At 64.5% G+C, this 25,665-nt stretch carries 20 protein-coding genes; 16 read left to right on the top strand and 4 right to left on the bottom strand.

Going from position 1 to position 25,665, the window contains the following annotated elements; genetic code table 11:
- Positions 1 to 28 precede the first annotated feature (28 nt).
- A complete protein-coding gene (locus FVP60_RS06060) occupies positions 29 to 2,569 on the bottom strand; it encodes a helix-turn-helix transcriptional regulator (RefSeq protein WP_147825313.1) in 2,541 nt (846 codons plus the stop codon).
- Between the two features lie 158 nt (positions 2,570 to 2,727).
- On the opposite strand from FVP60_RS06060, the gene FVP60_RS06055 reads away from it, so the two are divergent.
- The 7 genes from FVP60_RS06055 (at position 2,728) to FVP60_RS06025 (ending at position 11,632) form a co-directional block, all read left to right on the top strand.
- Entirely contained in the window at positions 2,728 to 6,273 is a 3,546-nt protein-coding gene (locus tag FVP60_RS06055; protein WP_147825312.1) for a proline dehydrogenase family protein, read from the top strand.
- Positions 6,274 to 6,562: 289 nt separating this feature from the next.
- Positions 6,563 to 7,033, top strand: coding sequence for a hypothetical protein (locus FVP60_RS06050; RefSeq protein ID WP_147825311.1), 471 nt, complete (start codon positions 6,563 to 6,565; stop codon positions 7,031 to 7,033).
- Positions 7,033 to 7,242 carry a helix-turn-helix transcriptional regulator gene (locus FVP60_RS06045; RefSeq protein ID WP_147825310.1) on the top strand — a complete coding sequence of 70 codons (210 nt, stop codon included), beginning with the start codon at positions 7,033 to 7,035 and terminating at the stop codon, positions 7,240 to 7,242. The genes FVP60_RS06050 and FVP60_RS06045 overlap by 1 nt, the downstream gene beginning before the upstream one ends.
- 2 nt (positions 7,243 to 7,244) lie before the next feature.
- Positions 7,245 to 8,285: an NAD(P)-dependent alcohol dehydrogenase gene (locus FVP60_RS06040; RefSeq protein WP_147825309.1), complete on the top strand. Its 1,041-nt coding sequence runs from the start codon at positions 7,245 to 7,247 to the stop codon at positions 8,283 to 8,285.
- Between the two features lie 126 nt (positions 8,286 to 8,411).
- A complete protein-coding gene (gene ddaH / locus FVP60_RS06035; RefSeq protein ID WP_147825308.1) occupies positions 8,412 to 9,251 on the top strand; it encodes a dimethylargininase in 840 nt (279 codons plus the stop codon).
- Complete coding sequence (gene rocD, locus FVP60_RS06030) at positions 9,248 to 10,450, top strand: ornithine--oxo-acid transaminase (protein WP_147825307.1); 1,203 nt, start codon at positions 9,248 to 9,250, stop codon at positions 10,448 to 10,450. Before ddaH ends, rocD begins: the two co-directional genes overlap by 4 nt.
- 9 nt (positions 10,451 to 10,459) lie before the next feature.
- Complete coding sequence (locus FVP60_RS06025) at positions 10,460 to 11,632, top strand: trans-sulfuration enzyme family protein (protein WP_147825306.1); 1,173 nt, start codon at positions 10,460 to 10,462, stop codon at positions 11,630 to 11,632.
- A 478-nt stretch (positions 11,633 to 12,110) separates the two neighbouring features.
- On the opposite strand, the gene FVP60_RS06020 is transcribed toward FVP60_RS06025, so the two are convergent.
- Positions 12,111 to 12,605, bottom strand: a complete 495-nt coding sequence (locus tag FVP60_RS06020; protein WP_147825305.1) for a GNAT family N-acetyltransferase — start codon at positions 12,603 to 12,605, stop codon at positions 12,111 to 12,113.
- 83 nt (positions 12,606 to 12,688) lie between these two features.
- Between FVP60_RS06020 and FVP60_RS06015 the strand changes: the two genes are divergently transcribed.
- From FVP60_RS06015 to FVP60_RS06000, 4 genes are all read left to right on the top strand, one after another.
- Positions 12,689 to 14,344, top strand: a complete 1,656-nt coding sequence (locus tag FVP60_RS06015; RefSeq protein WP_147825304.1) for a circularly permuted type 2 ATP-grasp protein — start codon at positions 12,689 to 12,691, stop codon at positions 14,342 to 14,344.
- Positions 14,338 to 15,270 (top strand): alpha-E domain-containing protein, encoded by a 933-nt coding sequence (locus FVP60_RS06010; RefSeq protein ID WP_147825303.1) that lies wholly within the window; start codon positions 14,338 to 14,340, stop codon positions 15,268 to 15,270. Before FVP60_RS06015 ends, FVP60_RS06010 begins: the two co-directional genes overlap by 7 nt.
- Positions 15,267 to 16,112 (top strand): transglutaminase family protein, encoded by an 846-nt coding sequence (locus FVP60_RS06005; RefSeq protein WP_147825302.1) that lies wholly within the window; start codon positions 15,267 to 15,269, stop codon positions 16,110 to 16,112. Before FVP60_RS06010 ends, FVP60_RS06005 begins: the two co-directional genes overlap by 4 nt.
- A 69-nt stretch (positions 16,113 to 16,181) precedes the next feature.
- Complete coding sequence (locus tag FVP60_RS06000; RefSeq protein WP_147825301.1) at positions 16,182 to 17,006, top strand: GDSL-type esterase/lipase family protein; 825 nt, start codon at positions 16,182 to 16,184, stop codon at positions 17,004 to 17,006.
- Positions 17,007 to 17,018: 12 nt separating this feature from the next.
- On the opposite strand, the gene FVP60_RS05995 is transcribed toward FVP60_RS06000, so the two are convergent.
- Both FVP60_RS05995 and FVP60_RS05990 read right to left on the bottom strand, forming a co-directional pair.
- Positions 17,019 to 18,344, bottom strand: coding sequence for an MFS transporter (locus tag FVP60_RS05995; RefSeq protein ID WP_147825300.1), 1,326 nt, complete (start codon positions 18,342 to 18,344; stop codon positions 17,019 to 17,021).
- 5 nt (positions 18,345 to 18,349) lie between these two features.
- Positions 18,350 to 18,796, bottom strand: coding sequence for a MarR family winged helix-turn-helix transcriptional regulator (locus tag FVP60_RS05990; RefSeq protein WP_246132470.1), 447 nt, complete (start codon positions 18,794 to 18,796; stop codon positions 18,350 to 18,352).
- A 144-nt stretch (positions 18,797 to 18,940) separates the two neighbouring features.
- Here FVP60_RS05990 and FVP60_RS05985 point away from each other — a divergent pair, with 144 nt between their 5' ends.
- The 5 genes from FVP60_RS05985 (at position 18,941) to FVP60_RS05965 (ending at position 25,664) form a co-directional block, all read left to right on the top strand.
- A complete protein-coding gene (locus tag FVP60_RS05985; protein WP_147825299.1) occupies positions 18,941 to 20,128 on the top strand; it encodes an ROK family transcriptional regulator in 1,188 nt (395 codons plus the stop codon).
- Positions 20,129 to 20,189: 61 nt separating this feature from the next.
- Complete coding sequence (locus tag FVP60_RS05980) at positions 20,190 to 21,677, top strand: M81 family metallopeptidase (RefSeq protein WP_281289109.1); 1,488 nt, start codon at positions 20,190 to 20,192, stop codon at positions 21,675 to 21,677.
- Between the two features lie 260 nt (positions 21,678 to 21,937).
- Positions 21,938 to 23,752 carry a peptide ABC transporter substrate-binding protein gene (locus FVP60_RS05975; RefSeq protein WP_246132469.1) on the top strand — a complete coding sequence of 605 codons (1,815 nt, stop codon included), beginning with the start codon at positions 21,938 to 21,940 and terminating at the stop codon, positions 23,750 to 23,752.
- Between the two features lie 26 nt (positions 23,753 to 23,778).
- A complete protein-coding gene (locus tag FVP60_RS05970) occupies positions 23,779 to 24,786 on the top strand; it encodes an ABC transporter permease (protein ID WP_147825297.1) in 1,008 nt (335 codons plus the stop codon).
- Positions 24,783 to 25,664 carry an ABC transporter permease gene (locus FVP60_RS05965; RefSeq protein WP_147825296.1) on the top strand — a complete coding sequence of 294 codons (882 nt, stop codon included), beginning with the start codon at positions 24,783 to 24,785 and terminating at the stop codon, positions 25,662 to 25,664. Before FVP60_RS05970 ends, FVP60_RS05965 begins: the two co-directional genes overlap by 4 nt.
- The last annotated feature ends 1 nt before the right edge of the window (position 25,665 follow it).

Genomic DNA, 25,665 nt, shown 5'->3' with positions numbered 1-25,665 from the left:
CCCGACGGTATCGGGTACGGGCGCTGAGCTAGTCGCTCAGTCCGGGGGCTGAGCCGTGCGCTGAGCCGGGGGCTGAGTCGGGCGCTGAGTCGGGCGCTGAGTCGGAACCACGTGCTGGCGGTGCATCGAGGTCGTCGCGCACCGCGGAGAGCTTGTGAAGCGCGCGATACAGGTGACTTTCGACGGTGCGCACCGAGAGAAACAGCACCTCGGCGATCTGCTTATTGCGCATTCCCTGCGCCGCCAACTGCGTGACTTCGCGCTCGCGGGGAGTCAACGCACTCTGCGTTGCGGCGACCGAGCGCATTTCAGACTGCAGCAGACGCTGCCCGGCCTTGACCTGCTTTGACCAGGTCGGGTCATCGGCGGTGATGAGGGCGAGATCGCGATTGACCACGCGGGCGCACTCCCAGGCGTGGTTCGCGACGAACGCCTCCAGCGCGCGCACCAGGACGGCCGGTTCATTGCGCGCCATTCCCACCACGTGATCACGCACGGCGCCGAGCACGGAGTCTTTCGGGAGCGAGAGTTCCGCGATCGCGGTGACATCGCCCTCGAGGGCTTCTTTGCGCACGGTGAGCGAAAGGTACGCCTCGCCGATGACGCGAAACGGGGTTCCGCTGACCTCATAGGTGCCCCACACCCGCGCCAAGCCCTCCGGCCCACGCACCGCGAGCGTGCTGAGGAGTCGGGCAGACGTCAGCGCGTGATCCATAAACACCCCGCTGACCAGGTGCATGGGCGGCCTGGCCGGTTCGCCACCAAACCGGCTCAGCACCCAGGCGCTCAGGTCATTGGGCGAGAGTCGACTCAGAAACCGCATGGTTCCGCTGGTGTTGGTCTCATCGCGGGCGACAGACAGCCGCGTCAGCGCCATGCGAATGAGTGCCGGGTGGTCATCGGCGAGGGCCGCAGCGTGCGTGCGATCATCGATGCAATCGAGCAGCGCGCTCGGTGCGGGCGCGCCGAGGGAGGCGAGCATCAGGGCACTCATCATCAGCGCGTCGTCGAGACTTCTGCGCGCCAGATCGTGGTGGAGTCCTGACGGGGAGTTAGCCAGCGTGATGTTGAGAATGCGATTGACGAATCGCTCGACGCGAGGGCCGTCGGCGGCGAGGCTGCCGGTGGCACCGAGGATGATGAGGGCGCGAACGCGGGTGGCATCATGAGCGCCCTGCGGCAGCAGCACATCGGTGGCCAGGTCGTTCGCGCGTTGCAGGTCTTGTTCCTGCAGTGCGCCCGCAGCGCGAAGTACGGTGCGCAATGCCGCAACCATCGCCGGATCGGGCCCGGATGCACCCGGAGTGTCAGAGAGATCGAGCGCCCACCGCGTTGCCGCGGTGTCGCGCGTGAGTGGCAGCGACAAGCACTGCAACCAGGGTGCCGCCACTTCGTAGGCCTCGGGCGGGAAAGCGTCGGATCGCAGATCGGCCGAGAGCGCGTCGAGATCTTCGTCGGTGCCGCGGGCGATGCTGTGCAGCACCGTGACCTGCTCCCACCCCGGCTGCGCCATGAGCTGACGGGCAGCGAACGCCGCGCGGTCGATAGCGCCCACTCGTCGCAGCAGCCACATCGTGACGAACAGCAGGCGTGAGCGATCGACCCACGGAACATGCGAAAAGCGATCGGGATGCTCACGAAGCATGGTGGCGACGATGAGAATCTCGGGCTCGGCACAGTGCGTGCCCAGGGCGAGCGACTCGATCACATCGGTGGCGATGAGCACGGCGGCGTCGTCGAGCTGACTGGGAGTCGCCAGTCGGAGGGCAAGGCTCATGGCCTGATTGAGAACGACGGTATCGTCCAGCCGGTCGGCGATCGAGGTTTCGGTCAGCAGGTCAAGCGCGTGCGCATCAACAAACCGGCGCAGCCGTCGACGACTGACGCCGGGAAGCGTTGCGACAAGACGCGCCACCGGTAGCAGCGCCGCGGGAATTTCCGTCATCGCTTCGTTCGCAATCATGCGGGTGCGTCGCCCAAAGACCGCGACAGAAGCCTCTTCGGACTCGGCGTAGTCATGCACGATCGCGCGCAACAACGGCGTGCTGCCACCGCAGATTGCGACGATCCAGTTCACCTCAATCGGCGCGAGCGACACCTCGTGCTGTTGACAGGCTTGAGCCACGATTTCTCGCGATTGCGCCGCAGTAATGGGTTCGAGCACGAGCTCAACGGCGTGAACAGCACGGAGGCGCTGGGCGAGGGCGGGCATGGGGCTCACCAAATCGGAGGCCGGAGCGGCCAGCACGACGGTTGCGCCCCGCTGGGTCATCAATGCGGTGCACCACTGCTCAATTTCTGGTGTCAGCAGGGTCTGGTCAATAACCACGATGCTTCCCGGCGACACGGAGGCGGTGACGGGCTCTGAGGCGGCGGTATCAATAACCGGCAGCCCGTCGGCCCGCAGAGCGGAGACAACGTCGGCAACGATGCCCCGCCGATCACGCAGAACATCGCCTGCAACGATGACGTGGCGGCGCGATTTCACCGTCTCGCAGGCGCCGTCAATCACGGCCTGCCTGCCGTGGGTTACCCCCGGTGGAGCCCCAATTTCGTCCTCAACCACCATATTTTCTTCCAGCCCCCCGAAGCGAAGAAGAACAACGAACGATACTTCTCGTTCTGTCGTTAGTGTAAGCACTCCTGCCCCGCTTGCGGTGCACCCTGGTTCCGGGTTTCTTCGGGGTGGTGACGCGCGGCGGTGTGGCGGCAATCTAGGCTCGATTCATGGCGGAAGTTGCCCCGACAGACATCACGATGGCGCGAAATCGTGCTGTTGAGCGCGCTACGACGTGGATTCAGGCGAGTGCGCCAGATGAAGACGCCAAGTCGCCCACGCGGTTGCGAGCGTTCTTGTCTGACGCTGCGGGTCGCACGTTTGCCCTCGGCGCGGTCGATTCTGTGCTGCGCCCCGATAGCCTGGCGGCCGCAGCCGGCCACTTTCACCGCATTGCGCCGACGGTTCCGGAGGCGTTGCCCTGGTACATTCGCTCGGCCGTTCGCGCCAGCGGCGCCATGGCTCCGGTGTTACCCAGCCCCGTGGTTCCGGCGGTGCGATCCGCGATGCGCAGCCTCATCGCCGACATCACGTGCGACTCGCGCCCCAAGAAGATCGCGGCCGCCATTGCCGCCGCGACCGCAACGGGCGCGCGCCTGGAACTTGCCGTCGCCGCCAGCACCGCGCGGAGCGAGGCCGAGGCCACAGCCCACCGTCAGCGCATCATCGCCCTGCTGGAGCGTGACGACGTCACCGCAGTGACCTACCGTCTCGGCCACGCCGTGCATATCGAAAACCCGTGGGATTTCGCCGAGCTCGTGGCCGCCGCAGTCGACGCCGTCACCGAGCTGTATGTTGCCGCCGCTGCCGCCGACACGAGGCTATTGCTCGACGTACGCGAGCTTCGCGAACTGGATCTGGCGATCGCGGTGTTTACCGATGTGTTGGAGGGCGCCGGAACCACGGTGAACGCGGGCATGAGTGTTCCGGCTGCGCTCGCGGACAGTCATGATGCGGTGCGGCAATTGGCGGCGTGGGCAAGGGAGCGCGACGCGGAAGCGCCCATCACGATTCGCCTGACCGATAGCGCCGGCTCTGGCGCCGAACGTGACGAAAACACTCTCAACGGGTGGCCGCAGCCGGCGCTGGCTGGCAGGGTCGATATTTTGGCCGCGCAGGTGCGTGGGCTTGAAGCGCTGATCGCGGCAGAAAATGCGGCGGCGGTACGCGTCAGCATTGCCACTCATGATCCGTTCGTGCTCGCCTACGCTGTGGAACGATCCGGCGACGCGGGGGTTGATGTTGAACTGGTGATGGACGCCGGCTTCACACCCGAATGGGAGCGCGCCGTTCACGGCGACATTGCGGTGACCGTGTCGAGCCTGGCCCTGAACCCCCGAGAGCTGGAGGCGAACGTCGACGCGATTGCCGAGCGTCTGACGGCGGCGGCACTCGTGATCGACGATGTCGCACGAGTGACGGCGGCAGACCTTCCCGGCCATGCGGCCGAAATCACCCGCCGCGCACAGACCGATCCGCCGCTCTCGCGCCGCACCCTTGACCGTTCCGCAGAAATTGGCGACATCGCGCCCGGAGCTCTCCTGCGCCCCATCGCCACCGACTCGGTTGATCTCACCCAGGCAGTCATGGGCATCGCTCACACTGCGCAGTCCAACCACACCAGCGCCCTCGATACCGGAGTCGACGACCTGCTGTTTGGTGGCACACCCTTTGTCGAGACCGCGGTGTTCTCCGAGCGCGAGACGGGCGAGACTGCCTACGGTGCCGCGGGGTTCCGCAACGCGCAGGTCACCGATCCGTCGCTTGCGGCCAACCGTGAGTGGGCGCGAGCAACCCAAGAGGTCACCGCGAGCGACGAGGCGGCGCCCGAGACCTGGCCGACGTCTGCCGACGCCGTGGTGATGATTCGGCACGGGCACGGCGAGTGGGAGGCGCTCGCGGCGGCCGAGCGTGCGCTTGTGCTGGAGCGAGCAGCCCACCATCTCGAAGCGCGCCGTAGTGACCTGATCGTTGCCGCCCGGCCGTTGGGGGTCGCGTTTGCTGACGCTGACCGTGATGTCACGACTGCCGTCGACTTTGCGCGGTATTACGCCGCCACCGTTCGCGAACTTGACGCCGTATCCGGGGCCATTTTTGTCGCCCCCGGCATCACCGTCGTTGCCGGTAGCGACGCCGACCTCATTGCCTCCGCCGCCGAGGGTGCTCTCGCGACACTGGCGGCCGGAGGCGCCGCGATTCTCGTGGCTCGTCCTCACGAGCAGCGAGTGATCGCGCTGCTCGCCGACGCACTGTGGCAGGCCGGTGTTCCGCGCGATGCGCTCTGCGTTGCTGGCGGAACCGCGCAGCAAGCTGCCGCCGAGGCGAGCGTCGACAGCGTGCTGATGAGTGGTTCCGCTGCCGACGTCGAAGCCGTCGTGCACAATCAGGCAGAGTTCGCCGTGAACGCGCGGGTGCTCGGGCGCAACACGATGATCGTGGCGGCCTCCGCCGATGTCGATGAGGCGGCTGCCGCCCTGGTGTCGAGCGCCTTCTCGCGTGACGGCGCTGCGTTCGAGTCGGTCAGTATCGCGATCCTCTCTGGTGCCATCGCGCGTTCCGACCGCCTCGCCACCGCGCTCATCGAACTGACCTCAGCCTGGGGCCAGCGGGCCGAGCGGCAGGCACAGGCGCGAATCGATCGCGGCGAGCCTCGCCACATCGCGCTCGACGAGGCCGCGCTATGGGCGCTCACCACGCTGGAGCCCGGGCAGCGCTGGCTGGTGCAGCCGCGCGAGTTGGCAGACGGAACCTACACACCAGGAATCCGGGTCGGCGTCGAGGCTGGGTCGCGCTTTGCGAGCGAGCATTTCGCCGCCCCGGTGCTGGGAATTCTGCATGCCGGTGGGGTGGGCGCCGCGACGACGATGGCCAATGCGCTCTCGACTGGAGCCGTTGCCGCGCTCATGACCACCGACGTGAGCGACGCCGAGTACTGGCTTCGTCGCGCCGAGGCAGGTTCGCTTCACATTGGGCGCGCCACGATTGACCCGGTCGTGCAGCGGCAACCGTCCGGCGGTTGGCATGGCGCCGCCGTCGGGCCGGCTGCGAAGGCCGGCGGACCCAACCGCCTGGCGACACTCGGCACGTGGCGGCCAACGACGGGCCGCGCAGCCAGCGGAACCCTGCACCTGCGCGGCCTAGACTCGCGCGTCACCGCGCTCATTGAGGCAGCCCAGCCCGACCTTGACTTCGACGATTTCGACTGGGTTCGCCGCGCGGCGCTCTCCGACGCCATGGCGTGGGATCGGGAGTTCGGCCATATTCGCGATGTCACCCGTCTCGGCATCGAGCGCAACCTGTTCCGGTACCGCCCCGCGACGGTTGCGATCCGTGCCGGCGTCGGCACACCGGTGCGCGTGGTGGTGCGTCTGGTGATCGCGGCAGTGCGGTCACAGGCCGACTTCACACTCAGCACCGCAGAAGGGCTGCCCATGGGTCTGCGCCGTGCACTCGGCGAGGCAGAAATCACGCTTTTTGTTGAAACCGACACCGAGTTTGCGCAGCGCGTCGTCGCGGGCCAGATTCCGCGGGTGCGTCTCACGGGAGCCGACGCGGCCGATACCGCAGCCAGCATTCGAGCCGCATCTGTGGTTCCGGTCGCCACCTTCGCCCAGCAGGCAACCACCGTGGGTCGCGTCGAACTGCTGGCCTACCTGCGTGAACAAACCGTGAGCATCGGCGGCCGATCCGTCGCCGCCTTCTCCGGCATCATCTAAATTCCCCGCGCCCGTCCTCGAACTTCGCCACCCCATCCTGTTCTGCACGATGAGAATCCTGTTGTGCACGACGGGAATCCTGTTGTGCACGATGAGAGGCGCACAACGGGCCCAAATGGCGGCGTGTCGGGCCGAATGGTGAATTTCATCGTGCAGAACAGGAATTCAATCGTGCATAACAGGACGTTGCTCATGCACGACAAGGCGGGCGCCGTCGGCGCGCGGGACAAGCAACGCCGGCGCATGTAAAAGATTGTTGACATGCGAGCGCGGGCGGCGTAGCTTGAGGATGTCAAGTTTTCTTTACATGCGGGAGGTTGCTGTGGGCTATCAAGAACGCACGATCTGGGTGCAGGTGCTGACCACGCTGGTCGCGCTCGGCGTGTACATTCCGTGGACGATTGCTGCCGGAACCACCGAGGGTGGCGAATGGTTGTGGCGCATGATGTGGGTGATCGGCGGCAGCGTCGCGCTGAGCGTCACCGCCTCTACCGTATGGAACATGGCGGCTGGCATCACGCGCGCCGACGCAAAACCTGACGAGCGCGACATCCGCATCAGCCACGCCTCGGAGCGGGTCGGCACCGCGTTTCTGGTGATCGCGGGCCTTGTGGCCATCGTGTTGTGTGCCCAAGCCGTATCCCCGTTTTGGATCGCGCACACCATCGCCGCCGGCTTCGCGCTGTCATCACTCGTTGGCGGCCTCGCAGCGCTCGGCATGTACCACGAAGGCATACCGACGTGGGCGGAGGTGCGCTAGTGGTCAAACCCACCCAGGTCACCAATAACATTCGAGCTCTGCGCGGCGAGCTCACCCAGGCAGAACTCGCCCGCCAGTTGGGCGTCACACGGCAAACCATTATCGCCATCGAACAGGGCAAATATTCACCAACACTCGAGCTGGCCTTTCGGCTCGCACGTGTGCTCGGCGCCCCACTCGATGAGGTCTTTCAATACCCAGAGGAGTGAAAATGCGTGCATGGACTCAAGACACGTACGGCAATGCCAGCGTGCTGACGCTGGCCGAGGTGGCGCCTCCGCAACCGAAAGCCGATGAGGTCTTAATCGCGCCGGTCGCGGTGGGAGTTAATAACGGCGACACGCGAGTGATGCGCGGCGAACCCCTGCTGGTGCGGCTGTTTTTCGGGCTGAATCGCCCCGCGGTCGCGACCCGCGGAATGGATGTTGCCGGAACCATTGAGACAGCCGGCAATGGCTTCGCCGTTGGCGACCGCGTGCTCGCCGAGACGGCAGGTGGTGGGTTTGCCGAACTGGTATCCGTTGCGCACTCCCGCGTGGTGCGCGTGCCCGAGAACGTGGCCCTTCACACGGCCGCGGCACTTCCGGTGGCGGCATCGACCGCGTTCGCGGCGCTCGAAGCCGCAGGCGTCACGGATGAAGCGGCCAGCGGGCGCCGCGTGCTGGTGCTCGGCGCTTCTGGCGGCGTTGCCAGCTACGCCATCGCGCTCGCGCTGAGCCGCGGCGCCCACGTCACGGCGGTGTGTCGAGAATCCGCCGTCGAAACGGTGCGCTCGTGGGGAGCACAAGACGTCCGGGCTCGCGACAGCCACCCCCGGGCTCGCGACAGCCGTGACGCCCTCGCCTGCGCCGCCAATGACCCCCTCGCCCCCGGTGAGCGGTTCGATGCCATTATCGACATCGCCGGTGACCGCACCCTCACCGAGCTACGCTCCCGCCTAACAAAAGGCGGACGGGCGGCACTCGTCTCGGGAGAGGGGTCGCGGTTTTTCGGCCCGGTCGGCCGCATTCTGCGCAGCGTCTTTCTCTCTCGTCGCTCGGCCCGCCTGGTTCTGGTCGCACAAAAATCCAATCAGGCCGTGCTGACCGAACTCATCACCCTCGTCGCTGACGGCACCCTGGTTCCGCGCATCACCCGCACCGTCGACTTTGCCGAGGTTCCGTCGGCGCTCGCGGCGGTCGCTCGCGGCGAGGTCATTGGCAAGAGTGTGGTGAGTGTGAGAGCGGAACCTGCGCAAAAAGACACAAAATGAGGTTTCGTAACCGCGCATTGTGATGAAAGAATAGGCTTCGGCGTGCTCGGATCGATGGTGTCATAACGCTCCGCCGAGCCTGTGGACAGCGTCCGCCACCTTTACCGACAAGGGAGCAGAGCGTCCATGACTACGCGTACCCAACAGATCCGTCACTACCTGATGTGCAAGCCCAGCCACTTCACCGTGAGCTACACCATCAACCCGTGGATGGAGCCGGCCAACCCCACCGACACCGCCAAGGCTGTCGAGCAGTGGCAGAAGCTGTACGACCTGTACGTCGAGCTGGGTCACACCGTTGAGCTGGTCGAGCCGGGCGAGGGCTTGCCCGACATGGTCTACACCGCTAACGGCGGATTCCTCATTGACGGCACCGCCTACGCACCGAAGTTCCGCTTCACCGAGCGCGCTGGCGAAGAGCCCCTCTTTATCGACTGGTTCCGCGAGAACGGCTACCACGTCGTCGTGCCGCAGGAGACCAACGAGGGTGAAGGTGACTTCCTGCTCGCGGGCGATGTCATTCTTGCCGGCACCGGGTTCCGCTCCACCGGCGAAAGCCACCGTGAGGTTGGCGAAGTTTTCGGCAAGCCGGTCGTTTCGCTGACGCTCGTTGACCCGCGTTTCTACCACCTCGACACCGCGCTCGCGATTCTTGACCCGGTCGTTGAGCCCGGCGCCGAGGTCGGCGTTGCCTACCTGCCCAGCGCATTTGACGAGGAGAGCCAGAAGACGCTCGCCACGCTCTTCCCCAACGCGATTCACGTCTCTGACGAAGACGGCGCCGTCTTCGGGCTGAACAGCGCCTCCGACGGCAAGAACGTCATCATCTCCCCGCGTGCGGTCGGCTTCAAGAAGCAGCTCGAAGAGCGCGGCTACAACGCGATCACGGTTGACCTGTCTGAGCTGCTGCTCGGCGGCGGCGGCATCAAGTGCTGCACGCTCGAACTGCGAGGTGCATCCGCATGACCGAACACATGACTGACGAGGCGAGCCTCGACAAGAACCTCGCGCACAACTACCACCCGCTGCCCGTCGTGATTTCTTCGGGCGAAGGCTCGTGGGTCACCGACACCGATGGCAAGCGCTACCTTGACCTGCTGTCGGCCTACTCGGCGCTCAACTTTGGGCACGGCCACCCGGCGATCCTGCAGGCAGCGCATGAGCAGCTTGACCGCCTCACGCTGACCAGCCGCGCCTTCAACAACGATGTGCTTGGTCCGTTCGCGACGGCACTTGCCGAGCTCTGCGGCAAAGACATGGTGTTGCCGATGAACACCGGCGCCGAGGCTGTCGAGAGCGGCATCAAGGTTGCCCGCGCCTGGGGTTACCGCGTCAAGGGTGTGCCGGCCGGTGCCGCGCAGATCATTGTCGCCGGCGGCAACTTCCACGGCCGCACCACCACGATCGTCAGCTTCAGCGACGACGAGTCGGCGCGCGACGGCTTCGGCCCGTTCACGCCCGGCTTTGTGACGGTTCCGTACGGCGATGCCGAGGCCATCGAGGCAGCGATCACCCCCAACACGGTAGCCGTGCTGATCGAGCCCATTCAGGGTGAGGCTGGCGTACTGATTCCGCCTACGGGTTACCTTCGGGCGGTGCGTGAGGTCACCGCCAAGCACAACGTGCTGTTCATTGCTGACGAAATTCAGTCGGGTCTGGCGCGCGTCGGAACCACGTTTGCCTGCGACCGTGAGGGCGTGGTTCCGGATGTCTACCTGCTGGGCAAGGCGCTCGGCGGTGGCGTCATGCCGGTGTCGGCTGTGGTCGCCAACAGCGACATTCTCGGCGTCATTCAGCCGGGCGAGCATGGTTCCACTTTCGGTGGCAACCCGCTCGCCGCCGCCGTCGGCCACCGCGTGGTCGACATGCTCGCGACCGGTGAATTTCAGGAGCGCGCGATGAAGCTCGGTGCGCACCTGCAGCAGATTCTTGAGCCGCTGATCGGTCATGGTGTCACCGAAGTTCGTGTCGCCGGGCTCTGGGCTGGCATCGATATCGACCCGTCGTACGGAACCGGTCGTGAGATCTCGGAGAAGCTGATGGCTCGCGGTGTGCTGGTGAAAGACACTCACGGTCAGACGATCCGCATGGCGCCGCCGATTGTGGTGCGCGCGACCGAGCTGGACTGGGCTGTCGAGCAGCTGCGTCTCGTTTTGGCGGTGTAGACAAGAGTTATGACGAATCGCAACGAAGAGATCGACACGCTGGCGGTGCACGCCGGCCGTGACGATCTGGTGGCTCTCGGAACCCACGCCCTCCCCATTGACCTGTCGAGCACGAACCCGCTGCCCGACATCGAGCGCGGCGGTGACTCGTACGAGGCGCTGGCAACCGGCGGGCACCCAGACCCCGCTGGCGGCTTTGTCTACCAGCGCCTGTGGAACCCAACGGTTGCCCGATTCGAGCAGGCACTGGCCGCGCTTGAACACGGTGAAGCCGCCGTGGCCTTCGGCTCCGGCATGGCAGCGACAACGGCCGCCATTTTGGCGATGGCCGCCGACGGCAAGCGTCACGTCGTTGCGGTTCGTCCGCTCTACGGCGGCACCGACCACCTCCTCGGAACCGGGCTGCTCGGCACCCAGGTTACGTTTGCCGAGGCGCACGAAGTGGCCGAAGCCATTCGCCCTGACACCGGTCTCGTGGTCATCGAGAGCCCGGCCAACCCCACGCTCGAACTGGTTGACATTCGTGCCGTGGCGGACGCCGCAGGAGATGTTCCGCTGCTGGTTGACAACACGTTTGCCACCCCGGTGCTGCAAAACCCGCTCGACCTGGGCGCGGCGATGAGCCTGCACAGCGCGACCAAGTACATCGGTGGTCACGGCGACGTGATCGGCGGCGTGATTGCGTGCTCGGAGGAGATTGCGGTCAAGCTGCGCTCCACCCGCGCCATCACCGGTGCGCTCATGCACCCGCTCGGCGCGTACCTGTGCCACCGCGGACTGCAGACGCTGCCGCTGCGCATGCGCGCACAGCAGGCATCGGCCATCGAGCTGGCCGACTGGCTGGCTGAGCAGTCCGCCGTCAAGGCCGTGCACTTCCCCGGTCGAGGAGATGCCGCGAGCCCGCTGATCGGCACGCAAATGCGTGGACCCGGCGCGATGATCGCGATCGAGCTGGCGGGCGGTTACGCGGCAGCGTCGACCGTTGCCGCGGCCGTGCGTCTGTTCACGCACGCGGTGTCGCTCGGCGGCGTTGATTCGTTGATTCAGCACCCGGCGGCGCTGACGCACCGACCGGTTCCGCCCGAGGCGCGCCCCGCGGCCGACGTGCTGCGCCTCTCGGTCGGGCTGGAGGCGGTCGACGACCTCAAGGCCGACCTCGCGCAGGCCTTCGCCCAGGCGTAAGGCGGGCGTAGCGCTGGCGTGGTTAGGGCGTTGCGCTGGCGTGATCAGGGCGTCGATCTTTGCGGCCCCGCTCATTGAGCGGGGCCGCAAAGCGTTTGTCGCAGCGGCGCTTCGCGGCATTGAGCGAGTGGCGCAGTCGCCCGTTGATGCCCGCGCACTCGTCTCCCGTCGGAAATGTTGCCCTACGAACCCCGACACGCCGCGAAGCTTTCCCTCTGCTCCCATGACTTCCGACGCGCGGCGACAATCGTGGTTCCGTGATCCAGAGTCTGTGCATGATCGCTTCGCGTTCCGCAGGGTGCTGAGCCTCGATTTCCTTGCCGCGCGTCGGAACCTCTGTGACGCGTGAGGCAAAAGCTCGGCGTGTCTCCGCAAGTTGAGTCACATCTCCGACGTGCGGCAAGGCAGCGGGACGGAACTGCGGGGTGCGGGAGTGGGGCGGAACCGCGGGCGCGAAACTCCCGGGGCGCGAAGCGCGCTAAACCCGTTTGAGCATTTCGAGTTCGCGGCCACCGGGGTCAAGCGGATACGGAACCCACTGGCCCGTCTCGATAAAACCGCGCTTCTCGTATGCGGCAATCGCGCGGCGGTTGTCTTCGTGCACGCCCAGCCGCAACGTGGTTCCGCGCTGCGCCGCCCATTGTTCGACCTGTGTCAGCATCGCGTCCAGCACGCCTTGTCGCCCGCGCGCTCGCGGCGTGACGTACACGCCAACGAGCATGGGGCCGTGATGGCGGTCGATGATGCCGCCCATGGTTCCAATCCAGCGACCGGAACCATCGATCGCGGCGATGCGCAGGCTACCGTCGAGAGCGGGGCGTGCGGCGCGTACCTGCCAGGTGGCGTCTGGTTCGGCGAGGGCCGAGTCGAGCGTTTCGAGGTAGGCGATGGGGGTGTCGCGCAGCATTTCGAGGCGTAGCGCCTTGACTTCGCGCCAGTCGGCTTCGACCACGGCGCGCACCGTGAATTCCATCTGTTCAGCGTATGGTGCCCGCGAGCGAACGGCACCCTGCGCGTGTAACGAGTTCGAAACCCCACACACGTTAGGCTCCCTCTATGGCAGATCTGTTTGACGGGTACAACACGGTCACCCCGCGCACCACTGTGGCTGGTGTGCCGGCGTTTGACGAGATGTTTGAGAACGGTGATACCGCCAAACCGCGCGCGCCGTACGCCGAGCTGCATCGCACCCTCGCCGAGATGACCCAAGATGACCTGCGCGGGCGCACCGACGCGCTCGCCAAGTCGTATTTGGCGCAGGGCGTCACCTTTGACTTCGCCGGTGAGGAGCGCCCGTTTCCGATTGACGCGGTGCCGCGCATCATTCAGTACAACGAGTGGTCGCGGATTGAAATGGGTATCAAGCAGCGCGTTAAGGCCCTGGAGGCGTTTCTTGACGACGTCTACGGCCGCCAAAACGCGGTGCGCGACGGCGTGATCCCTGCCCGCCTGATTGCGTCGAGCCAATACTTCTACCGCCAGGCGGCGGGCATTCCCACCAGCAACGGCGTGCGCATTCACGTCTCCGGCATCGACCTGATTCGCGACGAAAACGGCGAAATGCGCGTGCTCGAAGACAACGTTCGTGTGCCGAGCGGCGTGAGCTACGTCATCTCCAACCGTCGTGTGATGGCCCAGACCCTGCCCGAGCTGTTTGTCTCGATGCGGATTCGCCCGGTTGGTGACTACCCGCACAAACTGCTCGCCTCGCTGCGCGCCGCGGCCCCACACGGGGTCGATGACCCCAACGTTGTGGTGCTGACGCCGGGCGTGTACAACTCGGCCTACTTCGAGCACACCCTGCTCGCCCGCCTGATGGGCGTGGAGTTGGTGGAGGGGCGGGACCTGTTCTGTGTTGGCGGCAAGGTCTTCATGCGCACCACCCGCGGCCCGCGCCGTGTCGACGTGATTTACCGCCGCGTCGACGACGACTTTCTTGACCCACTGCAGTTTCGCGCCGACTCGATGCTTGGTTCCCCCGGCATCTTGCTGGCAGCGCGCCTCGGCAACGTCACCATTGCCAACGCGGTGGGCAACGGCGTCGCCGACGACAAGCTGGTCTACACCTACGTTCCCGACCTCATCCGCTACTACCTCGGCGAAGAGCCGCTGCTGAAGAACGTCGACACCTGGCGGCTGGAAGACCCGAATGCGCTCGAAGAGGTGCTTGACCGGCTCGACGAACTTGTCGTCAAGCCCGTCGATGGTTCCGGCGGCAAGGGTCTCGTTGTCGGCCCCGACGCCTCCAAAAAGGAGCTCGACGACCTGCGCACTCGCCTCATCGCTGACCCGCGTGGCTGGATCGCGCAACCCGTCGTGATGCTGTCGACCATTCCCACCCTGGTCGAAGATGGCGTGCGCCCCCGCCACGCCGACCTCCGCCCGTTCGCCGTCAACGATGGCGAAGACGTGTGGGTACTGCCCGGCGGCCTCACCCGCGTGGCGCTGCCCGAGGGGCGCCTTGTGGTGAACTCCAGCCAGGGCGGCGGGTCAAAAGACACCTGGATCACCGGCGGCAAGGCGCCGACGGCCACGGAGTACCACTCCGAAGAGTCCATCGCCTCGCTCGTGCAGGACCAGGCCTCGGTTCCGACCTCCGAGGCGGTTATGTACGACGACCAACAGGAGCCGATGCACTCGCCGCAAGACGATGAGTCACCGCTCGCCGAACAACACGAGCAGCAGCAACAGATGGGTGGTGCAACATGCTGAGCCGCATTGCCGAGAGCCTGTTCTGGATTGGGCGTTACATCGAGCGCGCCGACGGCACCGCCCGCATTCTCGACGTGCACCTGCAGTTGCTGCTGGAAGACCCGTGGATCGACGAACCGACCGCCTGCCGCTCGCTGCTGGGCGTGATGGGTTCTGCCCCCGCCGACCCGACCGTCGTCGTCACGCGCCGCGATGTGCTTGCCACGCTCGCCATCGACCGCACCGTGCCGTCCAGCATCGCGTACGCGCTCAACGCCGCACGTGAAAACGCCCGCCGTGCGCGCGAGATTGTCTCCACCGACCTCTGGGAGATTCTCAACACCACCAACGCCGGCATGCCCAAGCGCCTCTACAACGACCGCGCCCACGACTTCTTCCAGTGGGTGCGTGAGCGCTCCGCGCTGGCGATCGGAACCGTTGACTCGTCTACCAGCCGCGATGAGGCTTGGCAGTTCTTTACGCTGGGTCGCGCCATTGAGCGCACCGACATGACCGCGCGCCTGCTGGCGACCCGCTCGCTGACCGAAGAGTCCGGCCCCAGCTGGACCACGATTCTGCGATCCTGCGGCGCGTACGAAGCCTACGTTCGTACCTACCGTGGCATGCCGTCGAGCCGTAACGCGGCGGAGTTCTTGCTGCTCGATCGCCTGTTCCCGCGTTCCATCATCTACTCCATCTCCACGGCGGAGAACTGCATGATCGAGATCGACCCGGGGCGCGACCGAGTGGGTCACTCCAACAGCGTGTTGCGCGCCCTCGGCCGCATGCGCAACGACCTGGAATACAGCCCCATCTCCGAGATTCTGGCTGAACTACCCGAACACATGGAACGCGTACAAGCGGTGACGCGCGAGGCATCGAATGCCATCAAGCAACGCTTCTTTCCCACGCAAGCCGAGCCGAGCTGGATCGGAGAGAACTCATGAAGCGCCTTCGCATCGAACACACCACGGGGTTTCGCTATCCCACCGACGCGACCGCCTCGTACAACGAGGCGCGCATGATGCCCATCACCACCGACTCGCAGTTTGTGTTGACCAGCTCACTCGACATTCAGCCGAACACCTCGGTCAACCAGTACGTTGACTACTTCGGCACGCGGGTGGCGTCGTTTGATGTGCTCTCGCCTCACAGCGAACTCAACATCACGGCGCGCAGCCTCGTCGAGGTGCGAGAGCGCCCGCTGGAACACCCAGAGCTCACGTGGGATGAACTGGCGCAAGACGCCGAGCGGTCGGTTGACACCGTGGAGAAGCTGGTGCAGACGCACCGCACCGACCCCCACGAAGACGTGCGGGTGCTTGCCCGCACGATCGCCGACAAGTACGACAACCCCTCTGAGGCGGCGCACGCGATCTGTGTGGCCGTTGGCGATGCGGTGGAGTACATGTCAGGCGTCACGGGCGTGCTGACCACGGCCGCTGAGGCGTGGGAAGCCCGCAAGGGTGTCTGCCAAGACATGGCGCACATTTCAATTGGCGCGCTGCGATCGGTGGGCATTCCCGCCCGCTACGTCTCTGGCTACCTGCACCCCAAACCCAATGCTGAGGTGGGGGAGCCGGTCAAGGGCGAGTCTCACGCGTGGGTGGAGTGGTACGCCAACGGGTGGCGCGGGTTTGACCCGACAAACAACATTGAGATTGGCGACCGCCACGTGCTCGTTGGCCGCGGCCGCGACTACAACGATGTTCCGCCGTTGCGTGGTGTTTTTGCCGGGCCCTCTAAGTCGCAGCTGTTCGTCACGGTGATGATCACGCGCGAGGCGTAGCGCCCAGAATCCCGGAACATTCGCGGGTTGTCGCCGGGAATGTAACGCTTTTCGTGTTGTCATGGAACCATGTCGACATCGGCACTCCATGCGCCTCGCCGCCACGCGACTCGTCGTCGCGCCCGGCGTCGGATTGTGGTGCGCTGGGTGGCCGTGATTCTGGCAACCGCACTGTCGGCAGTCGCGGGATACGGCGTCGCTTACGCCGTCGATCACCTGGGTGAAACCACGCCTCGTGGCATGTATTTTGCGCTGCCGGAGCGGCCCGTCTGTACGCCGGAACCACTGCCGAGGGTACTGATTTCGGGTAGTTCCACCATGCAAGAGTGGGCGAGCTCGGCGGGAGACTTGGCCCCCATGAACACCGTCAATATCGGTGTCGGTGCGACAACCATGCGTGATCAGCTGCTGTACCTTGAGCCGATCGTGACAAAGTTTGACCCCGACGCCATTGTGATGTTTGCCGGGGCAAACGATCTTGCCGTTGCAGGCAACGGCAATGCCGACCGGGTGATCGAGATGGTCAAGGAGTACGTGGCCACCACCGAGAAGCTGCTGCCAGACACGGTCATCTACTTTGTGTCGATCAATACCGCGCCATCGCGTGCAGGCAATGCGCCCGGAATCGACAAGGTCAACGCCGCGATCGCGCAGGCCGCCACCACCGACGGCACCTTGCGCTACATCGAGACCAATGCGGCACTGCTGGGCGCCGACGGCAAACCCGACAGCACCAAGTTTCAGAGCGACGCCCTGCACCTGAACGAATCTGGCTACGCGATCTTCGGAAAGATCATCGAGGAGCGCCTCGTTGCCGACGGCTTTGCCGAGTCGGACTGCGTCTTTCCCGACGGAACCATTGACCCAGATCCAGCCCAGGTTACGTCTGAGTAGGGCCGGGTTGCGCTAGAGCTCGGAACCTTTGCGGTCGAGGCGGATGGGGGTGGTTGCGGCCACCTCATCGCTGAACTCGGCGGGGGCGATGACCGAGATCGGGCGCGTCTGGTCGATCGTGAGGCGGAAGCGCCGCTCTTCATCGCGGTGCAAACGGCCAGACATGATGAGCCAGGTGAGGCCGATTCCGAAGGCGAGGAGGCCAGCGCCGGCGCCAACGTTAATGGCGGCGCGGGGGCCAAACTGGTCGGCAACCCAGCCAACGATCGGCGCGCCAATCGGGGTTCCGCCCATGATCACGGCCATGTAGAGCGCGAGCACGCGGCCACGCAACGCCGGGTCGGTAGTGGTCTGCACGTAGCCGTTCGCCGTGGTCATGATGGTCACCACGCAGAAGCCCACTGCGGTCAACGAGATCGCATAGCTCCAGTAGCCGGGCATGACGGCAGACAACGCCATGGCGAGGGCAAAGAAGCCGGCGCCAATAATGACCACGCGGATGCGCGCGCGGTCGCGGCGCGCGGCGAGGAGCGCGCCGGCGAGTGAGCCGATCGCCAGAATGGAGCTCAGCAGGCCGAAGCCGTCTGCCTCTTTGCCGAACTCGAGCGCCATGGTCGAGGCGTAGATCGGAAAGTTCATGCCGAAGGCGCCGATCAAGAACACCATCGCGAAGGTGACGACGAGGTCGCTTCGACCGGCGACATAGCGGAAGCCGTCGGCCAGGCGGCCGCCGCCGGCGTTCTTCACGCGCGGAACCAGGTCGTCCATGCGAATCAGCAGCAGCGCAATGATCATGGCCATGAAGGTTGTGGCGTTGATCAAGAAGACCAATCCGTTACCGACGGCAACCACGACGATGCCGGCAGCGGCGGGGCCGAGCATGCGGGCAGCGTTAAAGGAGGCGGCGTTCAACGCCACCGCGTTGGAGGCGTTCTCACGAGATACGAGATCGGAGACGAACGCTTGGCGAGCCGGGTTATCAAAGGCGGCAACGGTTCCGGTCACCAGCGCGAAGCCGAACATCATCGGCAACGTCGCGAGGTCAAAAATCAGCAGCACACCCATCGAGGCGCCCAGTAGCGCGAGCAGTGACTGCGTGAGGATGAGCAGGTTGCGGCGGTTGAAGCGGTCGGCCACCCACCCGGTGATGCTCACCAACAGCAACGGCGGGCCAAACTGCAGCGCCATGGTGATACCCATTGCGGTGGCGTCGTTATCGGTCAGCTCGGTCAACACAACCCAGCTGATCGCGGTCGCCTGCATCCACGCGCCAACGTTCGAGACGAGGGCGCCGATAAACCACACCCGGTAGTTGAACGACGAAAACGAACGGAACATCGCGCTCATCGGTCGGCAAGCTTTCTCATGATGGGGGCGGCGTGCAGCAGAATGTCGCGCTCCTCTTCGGTGAGTTCGTTGAAGCCGTCATCGAGCCAGGCGTCGCGCTTGCGGACCGTGTCGGTGACAACGGCGCGGCCGGCCTCGGTGAGGGAGATGTTGACCTTGCGACGGTCGGCCTCATCGACGGTGCGCGTCACCCAGCCAGACTCTTCGAGGCCGTTGACCGTGCGGTTCATGGAGGGGGCAGAGATGCGGTCGCGTTCGGCGAGCTCGCTCAGTGTGTGATCGCCATACATGCTCAACACGGCGAGCACATTGAACTGTGCATCACTCATGGAGTCGATCGCGCGGTGGGCGCGCAGGCGGCGGGCGAGACGAAACGTTGCCATGCGGATTCGAGCCGCAGGCGTCGCATTCTCGGGGATTGGAGCGGTCGCAGCATTCGTCATCAGAATAGTTAGCTTAGCTCATTAGTCTTGCTAAGTAAATCCCGTCGGCAAAGACCGGGGAAATCGTCGACGAGATCAGGCCGCGCGCCTCCAGTTCTTTCGAAATGCCACTATGTTGGTACGAAGCCGAAGAAAGGGGGAGGCATGACTGTTTCGTCAAACGCCAGCGCGGGGGAGCTTTTTCGTCTCGTGCAGTCCGGCCACGCCTCATCACGTGCCGATTTGGCACGGTTGACTGGCCTGTCAGCCTCCACCGTCACCATGCGCGTCGATGAACTGATGGCGCATGGATATGTCGAAGAGGCAGGCATTGGCCCCTCCAAAGGTGGCCGACGCCCACGCGTGCTTGCCGTCAAGGATACGGACACCGTGGTCGCAGCGGCAGACCTGGGCGAAAATCATGTCGTCGTCGTGCTGATGAACCGCCGCGGCGAGATTGTGGCCGAGGCCAATCGCCCGATGAGCCTGCTCGCCGGCCCTCGCGCCGTGATTTCTGACACATGGGGCATCGCGCAAGAGCTGGCCGCAACCATGCAGCCGGCGGTGCGCATTGAGGGTGTCGCGATGAGCGTGCCCGGCCCGGTTGACTCTCGCGACGGACGCCTGATGGCCCCGATGCGCATGCCCGGATGGAACGGCGTGGTGGTTTCGCACTTGCTGAGCGAAGTCTCTGGTGTGCCAACCGTCGTCGAAAACGACGCCAACGCGATGGCTGTCGGTGAGTGCATGGAGCGCGGACCAAGCGTTCGCGACCTCGTGTTTGTGAAAGCCGGCAGTGGCATCGGTTGCGGCATTGTTGCCGGCGGCCACCTTCACCGCGGTTTTCGCGGCGTCGCCGGAGACATTAGCCACGTGGCCATTGCGGGTGCACCGCCGGTGATCTGCTCATGCGGGCGCGCCGGCTGCCTGGATGTTGTCGCCTCCGGAACCGCGATTGTCGACGCGCTGCGTGAAAGCGGCGTCGAGGTGGAGACTCTCGACGATGTGCTTGCACTGGCCGATAACGCGCACCCGCGCGCGACGGGGCTGCTTCGCGAAGCAGGCCAGCGCGTCGGCGAAGTGTTGGCCACCATCATCAACTTCTTCAATCCGCAGGTGCTGGCGATGGGTGGGCGCCTGTCGACCGCCGAGTCGTTTATCGCCGGAGTTCGCCAGGCGATCTACACACTGTGTCTGCCGATGTCGACCGATCAGCTCGAAATCAGTGTCTCTGCCGCCGGCCCGCTTGCCGGCGCTCGCGGGGTTGGTTGGGCGCTGCTTCGCCAACTGCTGGCACCCAACCGTATCGACCAGGTGATCCGAGGCGAAGACGCAGTTTCTTCGATTTTGTAGTAAGTCAAAGAAAAACCTCCGAATGTTGGAGGAAGTGGCTTTTCGCGCCTATGCTCAAGGTGTGACGACAACGAAGCCCCGCATCGCGATCGCCGGAATGGCCATCGAATCTTCCACGTTCTCCCCGCACCGCGCTGGCGCCCGTGATTTCCAGCGCTTCGAGGGCGAAGAGCTCATCAATCGCTACACCTCGCTGCGCGAAGGTTCGGCTCGAGACGCGGCGGAGTGGTTGCCGGTCTACTACGCCCGCTCCATCCCCGGCGGCGCCGTATTGCGCGAGGTCTACGACGACGTCAAGACGCGCATTCTCGACGGCCTGCGCGAACTCGTCGCGGGCGACGGCATCGACGGGCTGTTCTTCGACATTCACGGTGCCATGAGCGTCGTCGGTCTCGATGACGCCGAGGGTGACCTCATCAGCGCGATCCGCGACGTCATCGGCAACGATGTCGTCGTCTCCGCATCGATGGATCTGCACGGCAACGTCTCGCGCCCGCTCATCGAGCAGGCCGACATCATCACGTGCTACCGCCTTGCACCCCACGAAGACACGGCCGAGACGCGCGACCGCGCCATCAAGAATCTGCTTGACGCGCTCACCAGTGGCGTGGTTCCGCGCCGCGCCTACGTGCCGGTGCCGATTCTGCTGCCCGGGGAGAAGACCTCCACCCGCGTTGAGCCGGCTAAGAGCCTGTACGCGCGCATTGATGAGATCGAGACCCGTGACGGCATTGTGGACGCCGCGATCTGGATCGGATACGCGTGGGCCGATGAGCCGCGCTGTCACGGCGTCGTGGTGGTCACCGGAACCGATGATGCGGCCATTGCATCGGCTGCGGAAGAGTTGGCGGCTGAGTTCTGGCGGGTACGCGACGAGTTCGAGTTTGTGGGCCCTCCCGGAACGCTGGATGAGGGCGTCGCCGCCGGTCTTGCCTCACCGACCATCCCGTATTTCATCAGTGACTCGGGGGATAACCCGGGCGCGGGTGGAACGGGGGACGTGACGTGGACCCTCGCGCAGCTGCTGCAGAAGCCAGAGCTCACGGCCGACGATTCGCCCACCGTGCTGGTCGGCTCGATCTTTGACAAGGGGGCGCTCGACTTTCTGCGCACGCAGCAGGTGGGCTCTACCGTCACGGTCGAGGCTGGTGCGCGCGTTGACAGCGGCCCGCACGGCCCCGTCACAATCACGGGCGAGCTGGTCTCGCTCACCGAAGGCGACCCAGATGCCGGCGGTATCGCGGTGATCCGCGTTGGCGGCATTCACGCGATTGTCACGGAGTTCCGCAAGGCATATCACGCGATCGAAGACTTCACCTCGATCGGGCTTGACCCGTTTACGGCGCAAATCGTGGTGACCAAGATCGGCTACCTGGAGCCGACGCTGTACGACGCGCAGCGAGGCTGGACGCTTGCTCTCACGCCCGGCGGCGTTGACCAAGACCTGGAGCGCCTTGGCCATCACCGCATTCAGCGGCCCATGTTCCCATTCGACTCATTCGATCACACGCCTGACCTGTCGGCGGAGATCTTCGGCTCGCAGGCCTAAGGTCTTCGCCCCACTGCCCGGTGGGTACCAAGCTCGACTGATTCCACACATACTTCGGTCGATTGACAACGCCCCTGCTGCGCACTCGCGCGACAGGGGTGTTGTCTATGCCCTTGAGTGCGTTACTTGCTCCAATAATCAAGAAAGTTAGTTACAGAAACGAAACATCTACGACTGTTTCCTGCAACTTACTTCGTGCATGATGAAAAGTGCATCGAGAATTTTACTAACCACTCGATCGCACTAAACAAGGAGGTTTGATGCGCACGGCAGTGATGCGACGTTTCGTCGCTCCCCTGAGCATGATCGCCGCTGCAACGCTCGTTTTCGCTGGATGCACCTCGTCTAGCGACAACGCGGGTGGCAACGGATCAACCGAGAAGGACTCGGTTAGCTACGCACTCCCCGCAGGTACCGGCCCGAACTGGATCCTGCCCATCTCAAGCCCGGACACCATGGCGACGCACAACGGCGCTATCCAGGCGACGATGTACCCCCGCCTGTTTGCCTTCAACGGCGTCAGCGGAACCATGGGCCTGGACCAGAAGGCATCGGCAGCTGAGAGCTACGAGTTCTCCGCAGACAACCTCTCGCTGACGATCAAGCTTGCTGACCTCGACTGGTCAGATGGCGTGCCTGTCACCTCGCGCGACGTCGAGTTCTGGTACAACCTGATGCGCTTCAACTCGGAGAAGGCCGGCGGTTACTCCGCAGGCAACATCCCCGACAACATCACGAAGTTTGAGACGGTCGACGACAAGACGTTCACGCTGACGTTCGACGCCGTTTACAACCCTGACTTCATGCTGGCCAACCAGCTGAGCCTCATCGACATCATGCCCGCGCACGCGTGGAACAAGACGAGCGACGACGGCAAGGTCGGCGACTTCGACCGCGAAGAAGCCACCGCTATCGAAGTCTTTGACTACCTGTTCGCCGAGGCGAAAGACATGAAGACCTACGCAACCAACCCGCTGTGGCAGGTTGTTGCTGGCCCCTACAAGGTGGAGAGCTGGTCTGACTCCGGCGAGGTCGTGCTGACGGCCAACGACAAGTACACCGGCACCGATGTTCCGTCGATCAAGACCGTGACCTTCGTTCCGTTCACCTCTGCAGACGCCGAGGTCAACGCGGTTCGCGCCGGTGACGTCGACTACGGCTACATCACCGCCGCTGACCTCACCAACGAGGCGCAGTTCGCAGACCTGGGTTACCGCGTTGAGCCGTGGGCCGGTTGGTCGATCACCTACATGCCGTACAACTTCGCAAACCCGGAGATGGGCCCGGTCTACAAGCAGCTCTACGTGCGTCAGGCACTGCAGCACGCCGTTGACCAGGAGACCATCTCTGACGTTGTGTGGCACGGCGCTGCTAAGCCCGGCTACGGCCCGATTCCGCAGGAGCCGGACTCGGACTACATCTCCGACGAGCAGAAGAACAACCCGTACCCGTTCGACCTCGACACCGCCGCCAAGCTCTTCGCCGACAACGGTTGGACCGCGGGCGCAGACGGCACGCTTGAGTGCACGAACGCCGGAACCGGTGCCGGCCAGTGCGGTGAAGGTATCGCCGCAGGCAAGAAGATGGAAATCGTCGTCACCACGCAGAACGGCTCGCAGGAGACCGACAACATGATGGCTGAAATTCAGTCGTCGCTGGCCAAGATCGGCGTCACCATGACGATCGACGCCCGCCCGCTGGACGCGGTTCTCACCGAGGCGCAGACGTGCAAGACCGGTGAGGGTTCCTGCACCTGGGAGCTCGTCTTCTTCGGTACGGCTGGCTCGTGGTACTTCCCGGCTTACCCGACGGGTGAGCGCGTGTTCGCTAAGGAAACGAAGTGGAACGCCGGACAGTACGACAACCCGGCTGCTGAAGAGATCATCAGCCAGATGACCGTCTCGACCGACACGTCGATCGCTCAGGAGTACTCCAAGCTGCTGGCAGAAGACCTGCCGGTGATGTGGATGCCGAACCCGGTTTACCAGGTCTCGGTCATCAAGAACGGCCTCGACGTTGCAACGCAAGACCCGGGTGCTGAGTTCTACCCGCAGCGTTGGTCGTGGACGAAGTAATAACCCGCAAGTAAGGCAATAAAAGCATGGTTACAGCAGCGCGAAGCGCGGTGAAACAGACCTCGAGTGCGGCCAGATTCTGGCTGTTCCTCGCACGGCGAGTCCCGCAAGGACTGATCGTCATTTTGATTGTGACGCTCATCGTCTTCGCGTTGCTGCACCTTGCCATGCCTCAAGGCCCGGCACAGGGCGTTCTGGGTATGTCTGCCTCCCAGGAGCAAATTGACGCGTTCAACAAAGCGAACGGCTACGACCTCCCGGTATGGCAGCAGTACCTGAACTTTCTCGGGCAGCTCGCAGTCGGTGACCTGGGCGATTCGTTCAAACTGAATCGCCCGGTCTCCGATGCGATCGGCCAGCGCCTGCCCAAGACCCTGGTGCTCGCGCTGATCTCCATGGTGGTTGCGCTCATCATCGCCATTCCGATGGGCATCTACCAGGCCACCCGTCGCGGCAAGATCGGCGACTACATCCTGACCGCGATCAATTTCTTGATCTACTCGACGCCGTCATTCTTCCTCGGGCTCGTGCTGGTGATTGTCTTCGCGCAAACCTTCAAACTGGTTCCGGCTCTCGCCCCGCAGGGCGACACCGTCGCCGAAGTGCTGAGCGAGCCGGCCAAACTGGTGCTGCCGGTGGCAACGGCCGCGCTCGGCATTATTGCGACGCTCTCGCGTTATATGCGCTCGTCGACCATCGACAATCTGACCGAAGACTACGTTCGCACCGCTCGTGCGAAGGGAACCCCGATGCCGGTGGTGGTGCGCCGCCACGTCGTGCGCAACTCGCTGACCAGCGTGATCGCCATGCTCGGCTACTACCTGCCCGTCATGTTCGGCGGCATGATCGTGGTCGAATCGCTCTTTAACTATCCGGGTATGGGCCTGCTGTTCTGGACCAGCGCGCAGAACTCCGACTACCCCGTTCTCATCGGTTGCATCCTCGTGATCGCGCTGGCAACCGTGATTGGTTCGCTTCTTGCCGACATCGCGCAGGCGCTGCTGAACCCCCGCACGCGAGGAGAACTGGCATGACCACCACTCAGGCCACCGTGACGATCGACAAGGCGCAGACGCCGTGGCGTCGCGGCATGCGCCGGTTCGTCCGCAACAAGCTGGCAATGATCGGCGTTGCCATCATCGTCTTCTTCCTGCTGTTCTGCTTCGTCGGCCCGCTGTTCTGGCAGACCGATCAGGTGCACACCGACCTGAAGAGCGCGATGCTTCCCCCGGGGAGTCCCGGACACCCGCTCGGAACCAATGACCTCGGCTACGACGTGCTGGGTCGGCTCATGCAGGGCGGTCAGATCTCGATTCTGATCGGGCTCGCGGCCGGTGTGCTGGCGACCGGAATCGGCACGCTGTGGGGCGCCATTGCCGGCTATGTCGGCGGCGGCGTTGATGCCGTCATGATGCGCGTCGTTGACGCCGGAATTGCGATTCCCGCCACCTTCCTGCTGCTGATTCTCTCCACGATCCTGCAGCCGTCTGTTGGCCTGATGATTCTCGTGATTGGCCTGGTCTCGTGGCTAGTGCCGGCGCGTTTGGTGCGTGCCGAGTCGATTTCGCTCAAATCGCGTGAGTACGTGATGGCGATCCGCGCCATGGGCGGAACGCACGCCCGCGCCGTCATCAAGCACATTGTTCCGAACACCGTCGGCACGATCGTGGTCAACGCGACCTTCCAGGTGGCAGACGCCATTCTGCTTGTTGCCTACGTCTCCTTCCTCGGAATGGGCCTGCAGGCGCCGGCTACCGACTGGGGAGCCATGCTCACCGGCGGCATGACCTACACCTACTCCGGTGCCTGGTGGTTGATCTTCCCCGCCGGTATCTGCATTGTCCTCACCGTTGTCGCCTTCAACGCGATCGGTGACGGCCTGCGTGACTTCTTCGATGTGAAGGGACACTAAC

The sequence above is a fragment of the Microbacterium mitrae genome (assembly GCF_008017445.1).
In the GTDB taxonomy this organism is placed as follows: Bacteria; Actinomycetota; Actinomycetes; order Actinomycetales; family Microbacteriaceae; genus Microbacterium; species Microbacterium mitrae.
Note: the sequence above shows the minus strand (reverse complement) of the source record. Positions and strands in the feature narration are given on the sequence as shown.

Bases quoted from the DNA above. Each gene is read 5' to 3' on its own strand.
- FVP60_RS06040 (WP_147825309.1), top strand. From the start codon at position 7,245: ATGCGTGCATGGACTCAAGACACGTACGGCAATGCCAGCGTGCTGACG.
- FVP60_RS05965 (WP_147825296.1), top strand. From the start codon at position 24,783: ATGACCACCACTCAGGCCACCGTGACGATCGACAAGGCGCAGACGCCG.
- FVP60_RS05990 (WP_246132470.1), bottom strand. From the start codon at position 18,796: ATGACGAATGCTGCGACCGCTCCAATCCCCGAGAATGCGACGCCTGCG.
- FVP60_RS06020 (WP_147825305.1), bottom strand. From the start codon at position 12,605: ATGGAATTCACGGTGCGCGCCGTGGTCGAAGCCGACTGGCGCGAAGTC.
- FVP60_RS05975 (WP_246132469.1), top strand. From the start codon at position 21,938: ATGCGCACGGCAGTGATGCGACGTTTCGTCGCTCCCCTGAGCATGATC.
- FVP60_RS06005 (WP_147825302.1), top strand. From the start codon at position 15,267: ATGAAGCGCCTTCGCATCGAACACACCACGGGGTTTCGCTATCCCACC.
- FVP60_RS06050 (WP_147825311.1), top strand. From the start codon at position 6,563: ATGTCAAGTTTTCTTTACATGCGGGAGGTTGCTGTGGGCTATCAAGAA.
- FVP60_RS06060 (WP_147825313.1), bottom strand. From the start codon at position 2,569: ATGGTGGTTGAGGACGAAATTGGGGCTCCACCGGGGGTAACCCACGGC.
- FVP60_RS05985 (WP_147825299.1), top strand. From the start codon at position 18,941: ATGACTGTTTCGTCAAACGCCAGCGCGGGGGAGCTTTTTCGTCTCGTG.
- FVP60_RS06055 (WP_147825312.1), top strand. From the start codon at position 2,728: ATGGCGGAAGTTGCCCCGACAGACATCACGATGGCGCGAAATCGTGCT.
- FVP60_RS06015 (WP_147825304.1), top strand. From the start codon at position 12,689: ATGGCAGATCTGTTTGACGGGTACAACACGGTCACCCCGCGCACCACT.
- rocD (WP_147825307.1), top strand. From the start codon at position 9,248: ATGACCGAACACATGACTGACGAGGCGAGCCTCGACAAGAACCTCGCG.
- FVP60_RS05970 (WP_147825297.1), top strand. From the start codon at position 23,779: ATGGTTACAGCAGCGCGAAGCGCGGTGAAACAGACCTCGAGTGCGGCC.
- ddaH (WP_147825308.1), top strand. From the start codon at position 8,412: ATGACTACGCGTACCCAACAGATCCGTCACTACCTGATGTGCAAGCCC.
- FVP60_RS05995 (WP_147825300.1), bottom strand. From the start codon at position 18,344: ATGTTCCGTTCGTTTTCGTCGTTCAACTACCGGGTGTGGTTTATCGGC.
- FVP60_RS06025 (WP_147825306.1), top strand. From the start codon at position 10,460: ATGACGAATCGCAACGAAGAGATCGACACGCTGGCGGTGCACGCCGGC.
- FVP60_RS06010 (WP_147825303.1), top strand. From the start codon at position 14,338: ATGCTGAGCCGCATTGCCGAGAGCCTGTTCTGGATTGGGCGTTACATC.
- FVP60_RS06000 (WP_147825301.1), top strand. From the start codon at position 16,182: ATGTCGACATCGGCACTCCATGCGCCTCGCCGCCACGCGACTCGTCGT.